Consider the following 17095-nt stretch of genomic DNA (forward strand, 5'->3'; position numbering starts at 1 on the left):
CTGCTGTCAGAGTCGCTGCTGTCAGAGTCACTGCTGTCAGTGTCATAATGAGAGTTCACGGCAAAACCATAGTGAGATCCAAACCAATCCACGAAATCTTGCAAGTAATTTATCCGTTGTCCCAGGTGTTTTCTCTTCTTCTCTTCTTCGCTGAGCTCTCCCCGTGCTGCCTCGCCATGTTTAGCTCCATCAGCCTGCTCATTGGCACTGGCGTCAATACTTCGGTCAAGCATTAACAGAACTTTCCTTGATTGTTCTAAGAGGGCCTGAAATCCTGTGCCGAGGGTTACCATTATGAACTCGTAATCATTTTTTTCAGTAAACGTTTTTTGTAATTGTTGCTCTATGTATTTTTCCAGAGCCAGAAGTAATTGTTGAAATAATTCAGGATTTTCATTCCCCGGGTTTTCTTTTGCGTCGGTTATTAACTTTTGGAATACTTGAAATAATTTTTGTTCTTTGCCTTCAGAATCAGTAATGGTTTGATCCCAATTAGATGCAGTAAAATAACTCGACATATTGTCAATGAGTGTTTTTGCAAACTGTATAACGTAAGGATCAAGAGTCATGCTTATGGCATCAATTAAATTAATGAACAGGTTATTAGAGGCAACCAATTGTGATTTTTTTTTACCAAATCCTGTTAATTCTAACACCTTTAGCATTCGTTTAGCTGATTTTATATTACGCTCATAAAGTGGTAGTCCGATCTTATTAACACCACGGTTGAGTAGATTGGATACTTTTTCTAACACTGGATTCTGGACTTTTGTCTCGGATTCTTCAGCTTCTGAAGTATTTTTGATTTGTTTCAAAAAAAAATAAACGCGCATTTCTTCCTGCTTTCTTAGTCCAGCGAAGATTATTGCTGATTTTCTAACATTTTCTTTTAAAACGTCTTGATCTTCTGTGGGTTTGTCTGTGCCTAAAAGGTCACCTTTTATAGTATGGAGTTTTTCGATACCAGACAAGTCACAGGCGTGCAGTAGGAATGATAGAAAAAATTCATAAGCCATTTTATGGGGTAGCTTCTCTGAATTGATGGCCGTATAGTAAGCCAACATCAAGAGTGCAAGGCTCTGTTTTTGGTTTGGTTGGCCCATATCGACTGGCGTTGTGGTACCCTCAATGGACGATAGGACTAAATGCATTGTTATCATGTGACAATCAACCGGAATGCGGAGAGTTTGCATCAATTTCACAAGCATGCCATCAATTGTCAGGCTCTCATCGGGGGGGGGTGACCGGAACGAAGTTCAACAGAGTGTCTAAGGTTTCTTGATCAATGCCTGTATTCAATTCCCGGATAATGTCACTCACTTCTGCGTGGGTCATGGGCGGGAGCGGAATTGTCGATAAAGGCCGTGGTATTTGTGCTCCAGCGCCTTCCGATTCTTCTGAATGCTCATCCGTTCTTTGTCCTTGTTCGTTTTCATGGTTCATAGCAAAGACAAGGTTGGTCGCATTCGTGTTGAGAGCTATAGTAGGGATATTCCCTACGTAGGTATTGTGATTAATCAAATCGTCCAGAAAGCTGGACTCTTTTGTTGTTTTTTCTAAAACAAGCCTCTCCTCCACTGGCGTTGATAAACCATTTTTTGCCAGTAGTTCTGAACAGGGGCAAACCATCATGATGAGGCCGAGGGAAGCAGCAAGCGACTGATTAGGCTTGCCAAGATGGCAAAACATTGATCGTTTTGGTGTTTCAGGCAAGCGAGATAAGAAGTTATTCATCCACATCTGCTCTCATCAGTTTACAAATGTCCTGACAAAGTAGTCCATGTATTGCAGCAGTGCTCAATTTTAAGCGAAAGCCGGTCCCAGCCTGATCGCGCAGCCAGCTCCGTTTTCTAAGGCATTACCAAGAGCTCAGAGCTTCGTTCCCTTCAATCGTGGTTCAAAGCTTTTGGACAGGACGAGGCAGACAGAATGCAGGCTTTAATCGAACAATGCAGGACGCTGCAGAGCATCCGGCTATTGCCACTGAAGTTAGGGGTCACGAATGGATCGGCCGAAGCTACCGCCACGGAGTCAGTAGCCTGCCGGGAAGCATACTATTGGTATTCGACCTGACAGAACAGGAAAAAAATTAATATTGAACTCCGTCAAGATTACCTCTGTCAGATTCACTACCGCAGGACTCACTGCTGTCAGAGTTATAAGGAGATCTTATGGCAAAATCATAGTAATACCTGCACCAATAGATGAAATCCTCTAAGGATTCTGTTTGTTCTTTCAGGTATTTGTTCTTCTCTTCACTGCTAAGCTTTCTTTCTTCTGATCCCTCGGCAGCCTCGTCGTGTTTGGCTTCATCAGCCTGCCCGTCGGCATCGTTGTCAGTCGTTGGGAGCATTGCAAATATAGCTTCTGATTGCTCCAGCAGATCCGTAAGTCCAGAGCTTAAGGTTAACATTATGACTTGGTAATCATTTGAGGCAATGAAAATTTTATGTAATCTTTGCGCTATGTATTTTCTTATGGCTGTAAGTAATTCTTGAAATAATTCAGGACTTCTATTTCCCGGCTTGTCTTTTGCGGCAGTTAATATCTTTTTAAATATTTCAAATAATTTCTGTTCTTTGCCCTCAGAGTCAATAAAGGTTTGATTCCAATATGATGCGCTAAAATAGCTCGACATATTGTTAATATTTTCATTTGCGGATTGTATATCGAAAGGATCAAGCATCATGCTTATGACATGAATGAAAGTCATGAACTGACTATTCGAAGCAATTAATTCCGGGTTTCCTTCACCATGTTCTTCTATCAGCGTTAGCATACGTTCATAGGATCTTATATTACGCTGATAAAACGGTATTCCGTTCTTATTAAGGCCATTGTTGAGTAGACCGGAAGCTTTTTTTAGCACTGAATCGTCGAATGATGTCTCGGAATCTGAAGCTTTTAAGCGAACGTCCATTTGTTCCAAAAACCTAATGCGCATTTCATCCAGCAACCTGAGGCCAACGAAAACTGAAGCAGATTTTTTAACATTCGCTTTTAAAATTTCGTAATCTTCTATTGGTTTATCTGTACCTAAAAGGTCACCTTTTTGAGCATGGAGTCTCTCGATACCAGACAAGCCAGAGGCGTGCAGCAGGAATGAGTTAAAAAAGTCATAAGCTGTTTCAGGGGATACTCCATTTGAATTGATGGCTGTATAGTAAGCCAACAACAACATCGCAAGGCTTTGCCGTTGTTCTGGTTTGGTCAAATCGACAGGAGATTGGGTACCCTGGATAGAAGGTAGTACGACTTCCATCATTTTCTGGCTATCATCGTCCAAAATGCGGTGAGTTTGTATCAATTTCCGAAGCATGCTTTCAATTGTCAGGCTCTCATTGGGCGGGGTTACAGGGATGAAGTTCAACATAATGTTTAAGGTTTCTTGATCAATGCCTGTATTTAACTCCCGGATAGTTGCAATGACTTCTGCGTGGGTCATGGGCGGGAGTGGAATTGTCATTAAAGACTGCGGTAGTTGTGCTCCAGCACCTTCCGATGCCTCTGAATGCTCCTTTTTTTCGCCTTGCTCATTTTCATGGTTCATGGCAAATATAAGATGGCTTGCAACCGAATTGAGAAAATATCGAGAGTCTTCCCCTATATAATCATAATGGTTAATATACTCGTCCAGTAAGTTAGACTGCTTAGTTCTTTTATCTTCAACAAATATCTCCTCCTCTGGCGTTGGCAGAAGATTTTCTGCCCGCAGTTTTGAACAGGGGTAAGCCATTATGATGAGGCCGAGGGAAGCAGCAACCCACTGAATAGCTTTGTCACGATGGATGAATATCGATTGTCTCACCGTTTCGGGTAATCGAGAAATGGAGTAACTCATCAACATCAGCCCTCTTTGGTTTATGAATGCCCTGATAAGGTAGTCCCCGGATTGCACAAGTGCGCAATTTTAAGCGCCTTCCTCAGTTGAGCATAGGGTGAGCGTGTGAAAGTGCATTCAGCTCAGTTACTTTCCTGACTCTCTCTGGATTAGGTATTAATCACTGTGCTGCTCTGTATCTTTCTGAGTAATAATTAAGGGACTCGCAAGGAGTTGGTAGGGTATCTCACATGAAACGAGCAATTGTCCTGGTGATGGACTCGTTCGGGGTTGGCGCCAGCGCTGATGCCGATCAGTTTGGTGATGCAGGCTCAAACACGATTGGCCACATCGCCAAGGCCTGTTCACAAGGCGAGGCAGACATTGGTCGACGGGGTGTACTTGAATTGCCAATATTTGCCAGTCTTGGTTTGTTGCACGCGGCTAAAGATTCCTCAGGGGCCTTTCCTGCCGGCATGAACACCGATGTAAAGCTGATCGGTGCCCACGGTTACGCCAGAGAAATTTCCAGTGGTAAGGACACCCCCAGCGGTCACTGGGAAATGATGGGTGCTCCTGTATTGTTCGACTGGGGCTACTTCAAGGATAAGGAGAACAGTTTTCCACAGGAACTGCTGGATCAACTGGTCGAAAAATCCGGAATACCCGGTGTTATAGGTAATTGCCATGCTTCAGGGACAACCATTCTGGAACACCAGGGCGAAGAGCACATGCGCACTGGCAAGCCCATTGTTTACACATCGACTGACAGCGTTTTTCAGATTGCCTGCCATGAAGAGACTTTTGGTCTGGAAAGACTGTATGAAGTTTGTGAAATCGCTCGTGAGCTGCTTGACCCCTATAATATTGGCCGTGTCATAGCCCGTCCTTTCGTGGGTGATGACGCCGGAGACTTCCAGCGAACAGGGAATCGTCGGGATTACTCTGTTTTGCTACCTGCTCCCACCCTGCTGGATAAGCTGGTGGCCAGTGGTGGCGAAGTGCTCAGTGTCGGAAAAATCGCTGATATTTTTGCTCATCAGGGTATTACCAAAAAGTTCAAGGCGACCGGCATTCCGGCTTTGTTTGAAACCACCATGCAAGCTCTGGAGTCGGCCGGAGATCGTTCCCTGATCTTTACCAACTTTGTTGATTTTGATTCATCCTTTGGCCATCGTCGTGATGTGGCTGGTTATGCCCGTGCTCTGGAAGAACTGGACGCCATGATGCCGAGACTGCTCAACGCCATGCAGGAAGACGATGTGCTGATCATCAGTGCTGATCATGGCTGCGATCCTACCTGGCACGGTACAGACCATACCCGTGAACATATACCCGTGCTGGTCTTTGGCAAAAAGGTGCCGCCGGTTTCACTGGGTGGGCGGGAAACCTTCGCAGATATCGGCCAGAGTCTGGCCAGTTTCTTTGATCTGGAGCCCATGGACTATGGGACCAGTTTTTTGTCATAAGCTGGGCTGACTATTTACACGCGTGCTCTGCACGGCCCGCTTTTTGATAAGCTTTAGAGAGGAAAAAATGACCCCTCATATTCATGCCAAACCCGGTGCTTTTGCCGATGTCTGCCTGATGCCAGGTGATCCACTCCGTGCCAGGTACATTGCCGAGAACTTTCTGGAAGGCGCTGAACGGGTAAACGATGTTCGTAATATGTTTGGTTACACCGGAACATATAAGAATCGTCGTGTATCAGTAATGGGTTCAGGGATGGGCATTCCTTCAGCCTCCATTTACTACAAGGAACTGATCACTGAATACGGTGTGAACAAGCTGATTCGCATTGGTTCCTGTGGTGCAATCTCTTCCGATGTGAAGCTGCGCGATATAGTGATTGGTATGGGGGCGAGCACTGACTCGAAAGTGAACCGTATCCGATTTAATAACCACGACTTCGCAGCTATTGCAGATTTTGGTCTGCTGGAGAATGCCGTCAAGAGTGCCCGTGACAAAAGGATGCCGGTAAAAGTTGGTAATATCTACACTTCGGATCTTTTTTACAGTCCGGATATTCAGATGTTCGACACCATGGAAAAGCATGGCATCCTGGGCGTTGAAATGGAAGCAGCAGGCCTTTATGGCGTATGTGCGGAGTTTGGTGCCAAAGGTCTGGCAATCTGCACTGTCAGTGATCATATTCGTAAGGGCGAGGCCTTGTCTCCTGAAGACAGGCAGACCTCCCTGGACGAAATGATCGTGTTGGCTCTGGACTCTGTGCTGGTCGGAGACTGATCCCCCCATCGCTCCTGTCAGATCTCTGACTGGAGCTTGAGCGCCTGACTCAGTATAGAACCCGGCAACGAATGGTACCGTCGATTTCTTTCAGCTTCTCCAGTGCAATCTCACTGTGATCGGCATCTACGTCAATGACCACATAACCGACGGATTCATTGGTTTGCAGGAACTGACCGCTGATGTTGATGTTGTTCTGGGAGAAGACCTTGTTGATGGCTACCAGCACTCCGGGAATGTTCTCGTGAATGTGCAGGATGCGATGCTTGTCGGGATGTCCAGGCAATGACACTTCGGGGAAGTTCACAGACGACAAGGTTGTACCATTGTCGCTGTACATAATAAACTTCTCGGAAACTTCACGACCGATATTTTCCTGCGCTTCCTGAGTACTGCCACCCACGTGAGGCGTCAAAATCACATTATCCAGTCCACGCAGAGGGCTGACAAACTCGTCATTGTTAGAGCGTGGCTCTTCCGGGAAAACATCAATCGCAGCACCCAGCAACTTGCCTGTTTCAATCGCTGAGGCCAGAGACTGAATGTCGACAACGGTTCCACGAGAAGCATTGATCAGAACGCTACCTTCTTTCATGGCCGCAAACTGCACTTCACCAAACATCCATTGAGTGGCGGGTGTTTCAGGAACGTGCAGGCTGACAACATCAGACATGGCCAGCAGATCATTCAGACTGCCGACCTGACTGGCATTACCGATGGACAGTTTGGTTACCACATCGTAATAATAAACGTCCATGCCCATGGATTCAGCCAAAACACTCAGCTGGCTTCCGATACTGCCATAACCAATAATACCCAGCTTTTTGCCGCGAATCTCATAGGAATTGACGGCACTCTTCTGCCAGCCACCCCGGTGAGCAACGGCATTCTTTTCAGGTACACCTCGCAAAAGAAGAATGGCTTCAGCCAGAACCAGCTCAGCGACAGAGCGCGTATTGGAATAAGGGGCATTAAAGACCGGAATTCCCCGGGAGGTAGCAGCATCCAGCTCCACCTGATTGGTACCGATACAGAAACAACCCACAGCAATCAGCTTCCGGGCTGCAGCAAAGACGTCTTCTGTCAGCTGGGTTCGGGATCGAATGCCTACAAAGTGTACTTCGGAAATCCGGCGCTTCAGCTCTTCTTCCGGCAGGGACTTGGATACATAATCAATATTGGTATAGCCGGAAGCTTCAAGCACTTCCACAGCAGACTGATGAACCCCTTCCAGAAGAAGGAATCGAATCTTACTCTTGTCCAGGGAAATAGAGGGCATAACAATAGCTCGGATATCTTTTTATCTACCATGAAAAGTACTCCAGCCAAAAGAGTGTGAAGCACGGTCTATGGCTGAATACAACCGGAGTCATCTGGTTTTATAACCGACCGGGGTGGGGATAATAGCATAAAAAAGAGAAAAACCCTTACCTTGGGTGTATAAATGCTACGCTCGTTGCCCAATCACAACTTCAGGGTTTAAACCTCAGGTGCAGAGCAGTTATGATGAATTTTTTGTTTCAGACACCTATGCTTGATAGCGTAGTCAGAATCTGCCTGATAGCCTGAGACAATGCAGGATGTTCTTCGGAAAACTTGATCGCTTCCTGTTCAAGCTGTTCATTGTAATCCTGCAGGGGAATGTCACCTTCCGCCTGAGCCAGAGCCAGCTGTAGCTCATCGGTAATTTGCTTGAGCGCCCCTGCAGTACAATCATCCACTGGCTGTCCTTCAAGCAGGTCATGCAGATTCTGGATATTTAGGTGGAGTTCTTCAGACATGACGCGCTCCTGTGATCAGGTTAATCTGGAAAACAGAATCTTTGTACTGTGAATGATAGCTTCAGCAGTCGAACCCGGCTGATAAATACTAGCGATGTGCCAGATCATGAGCAAAAGAAAAATACAAGAACAAACAAGCAACAAGGAAGCCTTATGAAGTACAGGCACCATTGGCTAAGTGGCGACCGCATTGACTTGCCGACCGGCAAAGTGGTCTGTGTTGGTCGAAATTATGCCGAGCACATTCGGGAGTTGAATAATCCACTGCCCGATGACCCGGTGTTGTTTATCAAACCTTCAACATCACTGACATCTCTGGAAATGCCCTTTGCTATTCCCATTGATCGCGGAGAAGTTCATTACGAAACAGAAATAGCGATTCTGATGGATACCCGACTCCACAATGCCAGCGAGAGTGAGAGCATAAATGCCATCAAGGCGATGGGACTGGCACTGGATCTGACACTCCGGGATGTCCAGTTCCGGCTGAAAGAAAAAGGGCTGCCCTGGGAAGTGGCCAAAGCGTTTGATGGCAGTTGCCCTGTTTCGGGGTTTGTTGCCAGAGAGCACCTGCCCAATTTTGATGACATTCGCTTCAGCCTTAAAGTCAATGGTCAGACACGTCAGGAAGACACTTCAGCCCATATGCTGACCTCCATTCCGGGACTGATCAGCTACATAAGCCGCCATTTCACACTGGAACCCGGTGATATTGTCCTCACAGGCACTCCGGCCGGTGTCGGTCCTCTGAAACAGGGAGACCAGCTGGAATTGGCTATTTCTGAGCGGTTTAGTCTGGCAACATCCTGTATCTAAAGAACTCAGTATTTTTTCAGATATTGATGGTATAGAAATCAGGCCACAGGCAAAGGAAGGCCGGTGTCAGCGATGGAAACCCACAGCCTCCACATTCTGGTGGTGGAAGATAGTCAAGTGAACCAGATGGTGGCCAAAAAGCTGCTGGAAAAGTTAGGCTGTACCTGCAAAATGGCCCGCAATGGTCAGGAAGCGCTAGACATGCTTGAGACTTCAGAGGCCTTCGACCTGATTCTTATGGATTGCATGATGCCCATCATGGATGGTCTGGAAGCCAGTGAAAAAATCAGAGCCTCCGGCCAAAGTTACGCCGGTATACCCATTATTGCCTTCACAGCGAGTACCTCGGAATCGGATAAGATCGCTTGCAAGTCTGCCGGTATGGATGATTTTCTGGACAAACCGATCACACTTGCCGGCTTATCAGAAAAGCTGGCTCTGTGGACCAGATGCTGAAACTGCCTTGATTCCTAAGGGCTTCCGTCACTGTGGATCCGACTCGTTCTACCTTCTGAATCTATGGCTACAAAAACCATACTGGCTTCAGTCAACTTGGTACGACCGTTTTTGTCTTCAACCCAGGCTTCTACCACTATCCGAATCGACGTTTTGCCGACCTCTGTCACCCTTGTGAACAGTGCAAGAATATCGCCCATTTTCACTGAGCGCATAAAACTCATACTTCCGATGCTCACAGTGACAACACGTCCTGTAGCAATCTTTCTGGCCATAATCGAACCGGCCTGATCGATCTGCATGGCGACCCAGCCACCAAAGACATCGCCTGTCGTATTGACGGACTGGTAGTCCGCCAGCACTTTCAGTGTTAGTTCTCCCTGAGGTCCGGGAGCAAGATCATTATCCAGTTCCATATTACTCTCTTGTATTTAATGTTTTTATTTTTTGGCGCAACTGACTCTGAAAATCCTTATAGCTTAAAAAGAGTGTCAGGTTGTTTCTTGCGCTCAGGATCTTCTTAACCGTAAAACTTTTCCGGAAGCCATGTAGCTATTTCCGGCCAGACTGCCAGTGCACACAGCAATATCAGCTGGATCATCACAAAAGGCACGACACCTTTATAAATATCAGACGTTGTCACTTCTGTGGGAGCCACCCCCCTGAGATAAAACAGCGCAAAGCCAAATGGCGGTGTCAGAAATGAGGTCTGCAAGTTGATAGCCATCATGATGCCCAGCCAGACAGGATCGAGTCCCATGGCCAGCAGAACCGGTCCGACCAGAGGCACGATAACAAACGTTATTTCAATAAAGTCCAGGATAAATCCGAGCAGGAACATCACCAGCATGACCACCAGAACCGCTGTCAATTTCCCTCCTGGCATATGGGTGAATAACTCATGAATCAGCTCTTCGCCGCCAAAGCCCCTAAACACCAGAGAAAAGACAGAAGCACCGATCAGGATTAAAAACACCATGCAGGTCACTTTTGTCGTATTAGACAGTGTTTTGGATAACGTCTGAAACGTTAACTGTCGTTTCATTACAGCTAGCAAAAAAGCACCGATTGCACCCACACCCGCTGCTTCTGTTGGTGTCGCGGCTCCTGCCAGAATCGATCCCAGCACTAAGCCAATCAAGAGCAGTGGGGGCAACAGATTCATGAGCAGATAAGTATTATCCCCCTCATCATAAGCCCCGATATCTTCATCAGACAGACCAGGCGCCGCTGCCGGATTGCTCCAGGCTACGATCAGCAGATAGAGAGCATAGGCAGCCACCAGAATCAGGCCGGGGATAATAGCCCCGACAAACAGATCACCCACCGAAACGGTTTCGGGAGAGAAGATTCCCATCTTCAGCTGGGCCTGCTGGTAGGCTGTGGATAAAACATCGCCCAATAAAACCAGAGCAATGGACGGAGGGATAATCTGACCGAGACTGCCGGTGGCACAGATGGTTCCTGTGGCCAGAGACGCGGAGTAACCCCGCTTCAGCATGGTGGGCAAAGACAGTAAGCCCATGGTCACAACCGTTGCTCCGACAATACCGGTACTGGCAGCCAGCAGCATCCCGACCAGGGTGACGGATAGCCCCAGACCACCTCTCATTCGTCCAAAAAGGCGAGCCATACTTTCCAACAGCCCTTCAGCCACTCTGGACTTTTCCAGCATGCAGCCCATGAATACAAACAGAGGCACAGCCATCAGAGTCTGATTGGTCATTATGCCAAACAGGCGACTGGGCAGGGCATTGAGAAAAGACGGGTCAAACAATCCGGTCAGAACGCCAACCCCGGCAAAAGCCAGGGCAGTACCCGCCAGTGAAAAGGCTACCGGATAGCCCACCAGTAACACCATGCAGACGGCTGCAAACATCAGTATTGGAATGTACTCAGCCATCTTCCGGGGACTCCTTCCCTGCGAGAATAAGCACGGACCGCAATAACTCTGCCATGCCCTGCAACAGCAGGGTGACAACAAACACCAGAATCAGGCTTTTCAAAAGATACACCAGCGGTAAGCCGCCCGGGTCCGATGATGTTTCCATGATCCTCCAGGAACGGGAAACATAGTCAAAACTCATCAAACCAATAAACAGGCAGACCGGGAACAACAGAAACAGGGTTCCCAGGCCGTTCACCCATCCCCGTTGTCTGGCGCTCATACGGTTGTAGAAAACGTCTACCCGAACATGACCGCCCTGCTTCAGCGTATAGCTGCTGGCACCGAGAAAAATAAGTGCGTGGAAATACATCGCCAGTTCCTGAAGGGCAATGGAACCGGAGTTGAACCAGTAGCGAAGAACAACGACGAGACAGACACTGACGACCAGTAACAGGTTAAACCCGCTCAGAAGACGTCCAAATCTCTCTGTTAATCCATCAATACCGGCGACTGCTGTTCTTATCATTTTCCAGCCGGTGGTCATTTTTATCCTGCCTGTTACATCAATTTATTATTATTCTTGTTGAGAAAATTTCTGCCATTCTGTTGGTAGAAGATCCGTTCTTCAGGAACATGTCCCATGATTGTTGTCCGGAATTATAACGACAGCTTGAAAGCAGTTGTACCCTGTCCGGGCATTTCTTCAGCAATCTTCAATCAGCAAAAGATTGAAGACAGTGGTACCACGTTATGAATATTGCGGATAAACAGCTGTCACTTTCAGTCATATAACTGTCACATTTTCATCTTATAGTTTTTGCCAGTAGACAAATGCCTGTAGCTGTAAGAGAGGCTAAAAAAATCCCTTTAGGAGAAATACGAATGAAGCTTAAAGCTCTGATAACAACAATTGCCCTTGTGACTGGGATGCAGGCTGCCTCTGCCAGTCAGATCGACGCTGAGATCCCAACTTATAAGAAAGCCAGCGGCGTATCAGGCAATCTATCCAGTGTCGGTTCTGATACTCTGGCCAACCTGATGACCCTGTGGGCAGAGGATTTCAAGCGTGAATACCCAAATGTGAATGTACAGATTCAGGCTGCAGGCTCTTCTACTGCGCCACCCGCTCTGACTGAAGGGACTTCCAACATTGGCCCCATGAGTCGCAAGATGAAAGACAAGGAACTGGAAGCTTTTGAGAAAAAGCACGGCTACAAGCCCACTGCAGTTCCAGTTGCAATTGACGCTCTGGCGGTTTTTGTCAACAAGGACAACCCTATCAAGGGTCTGACCATGGCTCAGGTGGACGCTATTTTTTCCTCTACCCGCAAGTGCGGTGGCGACAAAGACATCAGTACCTGGGGTGGTGTAGGTCTGGAAGGAGCCTGGAAAAACCGCTCAATCCAGCTTTACGGCCGTAATTCAGTATCCGGCACCTATGGTTACTTCAAGAAAAAAGCCTTGTGTAAAGGTGACTTCCGTAACAACGTAAACGAACAGCCTGGTTCTGCTTCTGTCGTTCAGTCTGTCAGTGCTTCTGTAAACGGCATTGGCTACTCCGGTATTGGCTACCAGACTTCCAGCGTCCGTACCGTACCCCTGGCCAAGAAAGCCGGTCAGCCATTTGTTGAAGCAACGCCAGCTAACGCTGTAAACAACTCTTACCCACTGTCTCGTTTCCTGTATGTATACGTCAACAAGCAGCCCAACAAGAAGCTGCCTCCTCTGGAAGGCGAATTTTTGAAGATGGTGCTGTCTCAGCAAGGTCAGGAAGTGGTTGTTAAAGACGGTTACATCCCACTCCCTGCCAAGGTTGTTGAAAAGTATCTATCTGAACTTGATCTTTAATTCACAGATTCATAAGTGATTCGCACGGGGCCATCTGGCCCTGTTTGTGTTTTCGGAATCAGAGAATCATGGCGGCAATCCAGCCAAAAATGATCATCGGGATGTTAAAGTGCAGAAAGGTAGGAATCACCGAATCCCGAATGTGGTCGTGCTGACCATCCACATTCAAACCGGCGGTGGGACCAATGGTGGATTCCGAAACCGGAGAGCCTGCATCACCTAACGCTCCGGCGGCTCCCACAAGACAGGCTATGGCCAGTGGCGTAAAACCAAGTTCCATACCCAGTGGCACATAAAGGGTGGCAATGATCGGAACCGTTGAGAACGAAGAGCCAATCCCCATCGTGATTAGCAAACCGACCAGAAGCATAAGAATGGCCGCAAGGGCCTGACTGCCTCCCACAAAAATCTGCACCTGACTCACCAGTGCCGGAATATCTTTTGTTGAACGCAGCACTTCCGCAAAGCCCGCGGCCGAGATCATGATGAAGCCAAAAACGGCCATCATTCGCAGGCCCTCATTGAATACCTCATCCGCTTCCCGCCAGTAGACTACCCGCCCGATGACCATTGTAATAAAACCCATTGCGGCCCCCAGAACCATGGAACCTGTCATCAACTGACTTACCAGCACCAGCACGATGGCAATGGCAGAGGTAATGATGGCAGCCTTGCTTAACTGAACATCTTGTCCGTGGATCAAAAGGGTTTCTTCTACACGATAGGCTCTCGGCTTTCGATAACTGAAAAAAACCGCTATCAGTAATCCCAGAAACATGCCAAAAACGGGAATCGCCATCGCCAGTGGCATCTGGCTCAATTCAATATCCAGCCCATTTTCATGGAGGTTGCCACCAAGAATCTGGTTCAGATACACACTGCCAAACCCTATAGGGAAGAGCATGTAGGTCGCGGTAAGTCCAAAGGTAATAAGGCAGGCTACCTGACGACGATCAATTGCCATAGCACTGAATACCGATAACAAAGGAGGAATCAGTATGGGAATAAAAGCTATATGGATAGGTATCAAGTTCTGGGAAGAAAAAGCCATCAACACAAGCGTCAGGAACAAACTGTATTTTAGCTTTACATTATTCTGCGAATTGTTGCTGCCTTTCACTTTGCGAATGATCTTCCCGGCCATCCACTCGGGTATGCCGGAGCGACCAATGGCCATGGCAAAAGCCCCCAGCATAGCGTAACTGATGGCAATGCCCACACCACCGCCCAGGCCTCTTGAAAATGCCTCAAGCGTCTGGACAATATCCAGACCTCCAATCAGTCCCCCGGCCATAGCCCCAATAAAGAGCGCCAGAACCACATTCACGCGCAACAAACTCAATGCGAGCATGACGGCGACAGCCAGAATCACTGCGTTCATATTATTTCCACATTGTACTTTATCGTTATTACGGCCAGCGGCTATCTACTGTGAAGCATGAACAATAGCGGCATAAGTAGATTGTAGTTAATTGCTTTGTTTTTCCCGCAAATAGAGAGTGAACAGGCCAAGCAAGCATTGGAGCAAAGAGGTATCCATGAAAAAGCAGTCTGGAATCAATTACCTGACGACTTGCTCTTATATTGATCAACTAATGGCCTGAGTGCCCGTGCCCGCCGGGCAACGGTCCTATCATTACTACCTTCTGCATTGCTCAACCTCACATAGACATTATTATCATCTTCAGGCCAGCAGGTCCTTCTTCCTATCTGCATTTGTGACACCAGATCCTGCACGGAGCACAAATTAACGGCTGGCTCAAGCGCCCGTGCTTGCTCGGCTATGACCGGATCATCGCACCCTTGTGCACTTCTCAACCTTGTATAGATGTAACTGTCCTCATCAGGCCAGAACTTTTTCCCCGCCTGCACTAGTGACACAAAATGCCGCACAGAGTAAAAATTAATTAATGGCTCAAGTGCCTCGGCCTGCTGAGCTATGGCCGGATCATTGCTACCTTTTGCAATACCCAACCTTTTATGGATATACCTGTCATCATCAGGCCATCTCTCTCTCCTTGCCTGTATCTGTGCCACCTGATACTGCGCAGCGTACAAATTAGCTAATGGATAAATGGCCTGTGCCTGCTCAGCAATAGCCGGATCAGCGCTATCTACCAAGCTTCTCAACGATCCCAGATGGACATAACTTTCATCTCCGGGCCAGCTCCTTCTCCCTGCCTGCACTTCTGAAACCAGATGCTTGGCAGAGTACAATTTCGCCAATGGATAAAGTGCCCTTGCCCGCCCAGCAGTAGGTATACTATCGGGATTTAATACCCTCCATGCCTCAATAGTGGTTGCATCAGTACCAAGTATCGCAATATTCAGCATTACGAAAACACTATGGTCATCTTCAGGCCAGACCCCTGTTCCAGCCTGCATTTGTGACACCAGATGCTGCACGAAGTGCAAACAGATTGTCGGCTTAAGTGCCCGTGACTGCTCAACAATGGCCGGATCATTGCTACCTTGTGCCGTTCTCAATCTTAGAGCGATAACACGGTCATCGTCAGGCCAGGGCTTTCTCCCTGCCTCAATGTGTGACATCAGATGATGCAAGGAGTACAAACTAACTGACGGCAAAAGTGCCCGCGCCTGCTCAGCAATGTCCGGATCATTGACACCTTCTGCCATTCTCAATTCTAAAAAGATATGCCCATCATTTTCAGGCCAGGTTGCTCTCCCTGCCTGCACTTGCGACACCAGATGCCGCACAGAGTAAAAATTAACTAATGGCCAAAGTGCCTGTATCTGCTCAGCAATGTCCGGATCATTGCTGCCTCCTGCACGAATCAACCTTTCATAGACATGCCTGTCATTTTCAGGCCAGGTCCCTCTACCTAACAGCATGTCCTTCAGAAGGTGAGTCACCTCTTGCATTTCTTTCAGGGCCTCTTTCAGGATCTCTTTCCGGATCAGAAAGCGACTCAGAGCACTCAGATCATGCCGACAGATTGGGCAGTAAGGATTTATTTGCCCATTAGCTTCTGTTGTTAGCCGCGGTCTCATGCAGTCCATATGGAACAGATGCATACATGATGTTTTCACCACGTCGTCAGATTGTTCAAAATTAAGCAGGCATACGCTGCAAGTTTTTCCAGCATATTCAACCTCCTGCGCTTCTTCAAAGTCATTCGAATCAGATTGAGGCAGCATAAATACGGGATACAACATAACTGTTTCTGACTGATGCACCTGCCCAAAACCCGGCAAACCTTTCCCTGATAGTTGAGCAAGTAGTTCCGAGGCATCCAGCGGTACCTGGCTGAATAAAGACTTATTGAATGCCTTCTTCTGGGAAATCCCTGTTAAAGCCGCAGATAAATCTGTGTCGCTGACGAATTGTCGGGATGCATTGGAAGTGGTGAGATATCCATTATGAAACCACTGTTTTGCCCGCTGGCTGATCCCGGCCAGAGCCAACAGGTAGTCAAACTGCCAGTCGGGCATATTAAGCAATCCCTTGCCAGGAATGCCGGGTATAAATGGAGGAGGTGTTGGTGGGTCGGGTGGAAATCCACTTCCTGATAATCGCAAGGCGCGTTCAGGTGCTGATGAGGGCGATTCTGGCAGTGCGGAGCTCGTGCTATTTTTCTCTCTTTTCTCATAAAAATTATCTGAAGACATCAGCCACTGCCACAAAGATGACAGGAGGGAGCCAAGCTGCTGGACAAATGAACCCGTGCCATCATCAATTGACCAGACCGGTGAGGATATATAGAACCATTGCGTTCCTGCCTGCGCTGCTTCATAGCTATCTGTAACCCCATCACCCTCGCCATTGGCGGTTCCATCTGCCTGCAATTCGGGGTCGATACACAAGAAGTTTCCTTCTTCCATTGAGGGAATGTCGAGATCGCCATTCAGGAAATAACAGCTACATGAACCTTCAGCCATTGGCACCCTGCCAATATAATAAGCGTTGGTGACGAACAGGGTTTCTTCAAGCGAGGGCAGAGAGCCTTCAGGAAAAAAGCAGACAAATTCGGGTACCAGACATCCCTCTTGATCATATGTCCCACTTGCAACGATGAGCGTACGTCCCCGAGAGTTGGCAGCAGCAAGTCCACTGATGGCCGTAGAGAGCAAGAGTGTACATACGAAGGAAAACAGTTTTAAGTTGCACACAAATTTTCGCTTTTCTTCAGTCGGAGCCTCAGTGTAGCTCATAGTACGTGGGCGCTTGCTCAAAAGTTAGCAATCCCATCAGCACTCACTGCGCAGCTCGCCTTCTTT

The 17095-nt window shown here is 47.6% G+C and carries 15 protein-coding genes; 5 read left to right on the forward strand and 10 right to left on the reverse strand.

Translation table 11 applies throughout. The features are described from left to right. The 3 genes from KDK19_RS12895 to KDK19_RS12905 form a co-directional block, all read right to left on the reverse strand. A partial coding sequence (locus tag KDK19_RS12895; protein WP_257292127.1) for a hypothetical protein occupies positions 1-1202 on the reverse strand: 1202 nt, incomplete at its 3' end. A gap of 25 nt (positions 1203-1227) precedes the next feature. Beyond that, on the reverse strand, positions 1228-1734 hold the full coding sequence (locus KDK19_RS12900) for a hypothetical protein (protein WP_257254935.1): 507 nt from the start codon (positions 1732-1734) through the stop codon (positions 1228-1230). A gap of 355 nt (positions 1735-2089) precedes the next feature. Beyond that, positions 2090-3841, reverse strand: coding sequence for a hypothetical protein (locus KDK19_RS12905; RefSeq protein ID WP_257254936.1), 1752 nt, complete (start codon positions 3839-3841; stop codon positions 2090-2092). A gap of 230 nt (positions 3842-4071) precedes the next feature. Here KDK19_RS12905 and KDK19_RS12910 point away from each other — a divergent pair, with 230 nt between their 5' ends. After that, positions 4072-5289, forward strand: a complete 1218-nt coding sequence (locus KDK19_RS12910; protein ID WP_257292128.1) for a phosphopentomutase — start codon at positions 4072-4074, stop codon at positions 5287-5289. Positions 5290-5356: 67 nt separating this feature from the next. After that, positions 5357-6067 (forward strand): purine-nucleoside phosphorylase, encoded by a 711-nt coding sequence (gene deoD, locus KDK19_RS12915; RefSeq protein WP_257254938.1) that lies wholly within the window; start codon positions 5357-5359, stop codon positions 6065-6067. Between the two features lie 49 nt (positions 6068-6116). Here deoD and serA read toward each other — a convergent pair whose 3' ends face one another. After that, the gene (gene serA, locus KDK19_RS12920) at positions 6117-7346 is read right to left on the reverse strand and encodes a phosphoglycerate dehydrogenase (protein WP_257254940.1); all 1230 of its coding nucleotides are present in this window, start codon (positions 7344-7346) and stop codon (positions 6117-6119) included. Between the two features lie 241 nt (positions 7347-7587). Beyond that, complete coding sequence (locus tag KDK19_RS12925) at positions 7588-7848, reverse strand: DUF4404 family protein (protein WP_257254941.1); 261 nt, start codon at positions 7846-7848, stop codon at positions 7588-7590. 153 nt (positions 7849-8001) lie between these two features. Between KDK19_RS12925 and KDK19_RS12930 the strand changes: the two genes are divergently transcribed. After that, a complete protein-coding gene (locus KDK19_RS12930) occupies positions 8002-8664 on the forward strand; it encodes a fumarylacetoacetate hydrolase family protein (RefSeq protein WP_257254942.1) in 663 nt (220 codons plus the stop codon). A gap of 72 nt (positions 8665-8736) precedes the next feature. Then, on the forward strand, positions 8737-9120 hold the full coding sequence (locus KDK19_RS12935; RefSeq protein ID WP_257254943.1) for a response regulator: 384 nt from the start codon (positions 8737-8739) through the stop codon (positions 9118-9120). A 14-nt stretch (positions 9121-9134) separates the two neighbouring features. Here the strand turns inward: KDK19_RS12935 and KDK19_RS12940 are convergent, their stop codons facing one another. From KDK19_RS12940 to KDK19_RS12950, 3 genes are all read right to left on the reverse strand, one after another. Further along, positions 9135-9536: an acyl-CoA thioesterase gene (locus KDK19_RS12940; RefSeq protein WP_257254944.1), complete on the reverse strand. Its 402-nt coding sequence runs from the start codon at positions 9534-9536 to the stop codon at positions 9135-9137. Between the two features lie 104 nt (positions 9537-9640). After that, positions 9641-11023 (reverse strand): TRAP transporter large permease subunit, encoded by a 1383-nt coding sequence (locus KDK19_RS12945; RefSeq protein WP_257254945.1) that lies wholly within the window; start codon positions 11021-11023, stop codon positions 9641-9643. Continuing rightward, positions 11016-11552 (reverse strand): TRAP transporter small permease subunit, encoded by a 537-nt coding sequence (locus KDK19_RS12950; RefSeq protein ID WP_257281639.1) that lies wholly within the window; start codon positions 11550-11552, stop codon positions 11016-11018. Before KDK19_RS12950 ends, KDK19_RS12945 begins: the two co-directional genes overlap by 8 nt. 338 nt (positions 11553-11890) lie before the next feature. Between KDK19_RS12950 and KDK19_RS12955 the strand changes: the two genes are divergently transcribed. Further along, a complete protein-coding gene (locus KDK19_RS12955) occupies positions 11891-12856 on the forward strand; it encodes a PstS family phosphate ABC transporter substrate-binding protein (protein WP_257254947.1) in 966 nt (321 codons plus the stop codon). A gap of 58 nt (positions 12857-12914) precedes the next feature. On the opposite strand, the gene KDK19_RS12960 is transcribed toward KDK19_RS12955, so the two are convergent. Together KDK19_RS12960 and KDK19_RS12965 are read right to left on the reverse strand one after the other, a co-directional pair. Beyond that, the gene (locus KDK19_RS12960; RefSeq protein WP_257254948.1) at positions 12915-14237 is read right to left on the reverse strand and encodes a Na+/H+ antiporter family protein; all 1323 of its coding nucleotides are present in this window, start codon (positions 14235-14237) and stop codon (positions 12915-12917) included. Between the two features lie 176 nt (positions 14238-14413). Beyond that, complete coding sequence (locus KDK19_RS12965) at positions 14414-16987, reverse strand: RING finger domain-containing protein (protein ID WP_257254949.1); 2574 nt, start codon at positions 16985-16987, stop codon at positions 14414-14416. Between the last annotated feature and the right edge of the window lie 108 nt (positions 16988-17095).

It is taken from the genome of Endozoicomonas sp. ONNA1 (genome assembly GCF_024606325.1).
GTDB lineage: Bacteria > Pseudomonadota > Gammaproteobacteria > Pseudomonadales > Endozoicomonadaceae > Endozoicomonas_A.

What these genes read in the sequence shown, in the direction of transcription:
- KDK19_RS12955 (WP_257254947.1), top strand. Translation starts at nt 11,891, where the DNA reads ATGAAGCTTAAAGCTCTGATAACAACAATTGCCCTTGTGACTGGGATG.
- KDK19_RS12910 (WP_257292128.1), top strand. Translation starts at nt 4,072, where the DNA reads ATGAAACGAGCAATTGTCCTGGTGATGGACTCGTTCGGGGTTGGCGCC.
- deoD (WP_257254938.1), top strand. Translation starts at nt 5,357, where the DNA reads ATGACCCCTCATATTCATGCCAAACCCGGTGCTTTTGCCGATGTCTGC.
- KDK19_RS12945 (WP_257254945.1), bottom strand. Translation starts at nt 11,023, where the DNA reads ATGGCTGAGTACATTCCAATACTGATGTTTGCAGCCGTCTGCATGGTG.
- KDK19_RS12950 (WP_257281639.1), bottom strand. Translation starts at nt 11,552, where the DNA reads ATGACCACCGGCTGGAAAATGATAAGAACAGCAGTCGCCGGTATTGAT.
- KDK19_RS12940 (WP_257254944.1), bottom strand. Translation starts at nt 9,536, where the DNA reads ATGGAACTGGATAATGATCTTGCTCCCGGACCTCAGGGAGAACTAACA.
- KDK19_RS12905 (WP_257254936.1), bottom strand. Translation starts at nt 3,841, where the DNA reads ATGAGTTACTCCATTTCTCGATTACCCGAAACGGTGAGACAATCGATA.
- serA (WP_257254940.1), bottom strand. Translation starts at nt 7,346, where the DNA reads ATGCCCTCTATTTCCCTGGACAAGAGTAAGATTCGATTCCTTCTTCTG.
- KDK19_RS12935 (WP_257254943.1), top strand. Translation starts at nt 8,737, where the DNA reads ATGGAAACCCACAGCCTCCACATTCTGGTGGTGGAAGATAGTCAAGTG.
- KDK19_RS12930 (WP_257254942.1), top strand. Translation starts at nt 8,002, where the DNA reads ATGAAGTACAGGCACCATTGGCTAAGTGGCGACCGCATTGACTTGCCG.
- KDK19_RS12900 (WP_257254935.1), bottom strand. Translation starts at nt 1,734, where the DNA reads ATGAATAACTTCTTATCTCGCTTGCCTGAAACACCAAAACGATCAATG.
- KDK19_RS12960 (WP_257254948.1), bottom strand. Translation starts at nt 14,237, where the DNA reads ATGAACGCAGTGATTCTGGCTGTCGCCGTCATGCTCGCATTGAGTTTG.
- KDK19_RS12925 (WP_257254941.1), bottom strand. Translation starts at nt 7,848, where the DNA reads ATGTCTGAAGAACTCCACCTAAATATCCAGAATCTGCATGACCTGCTT.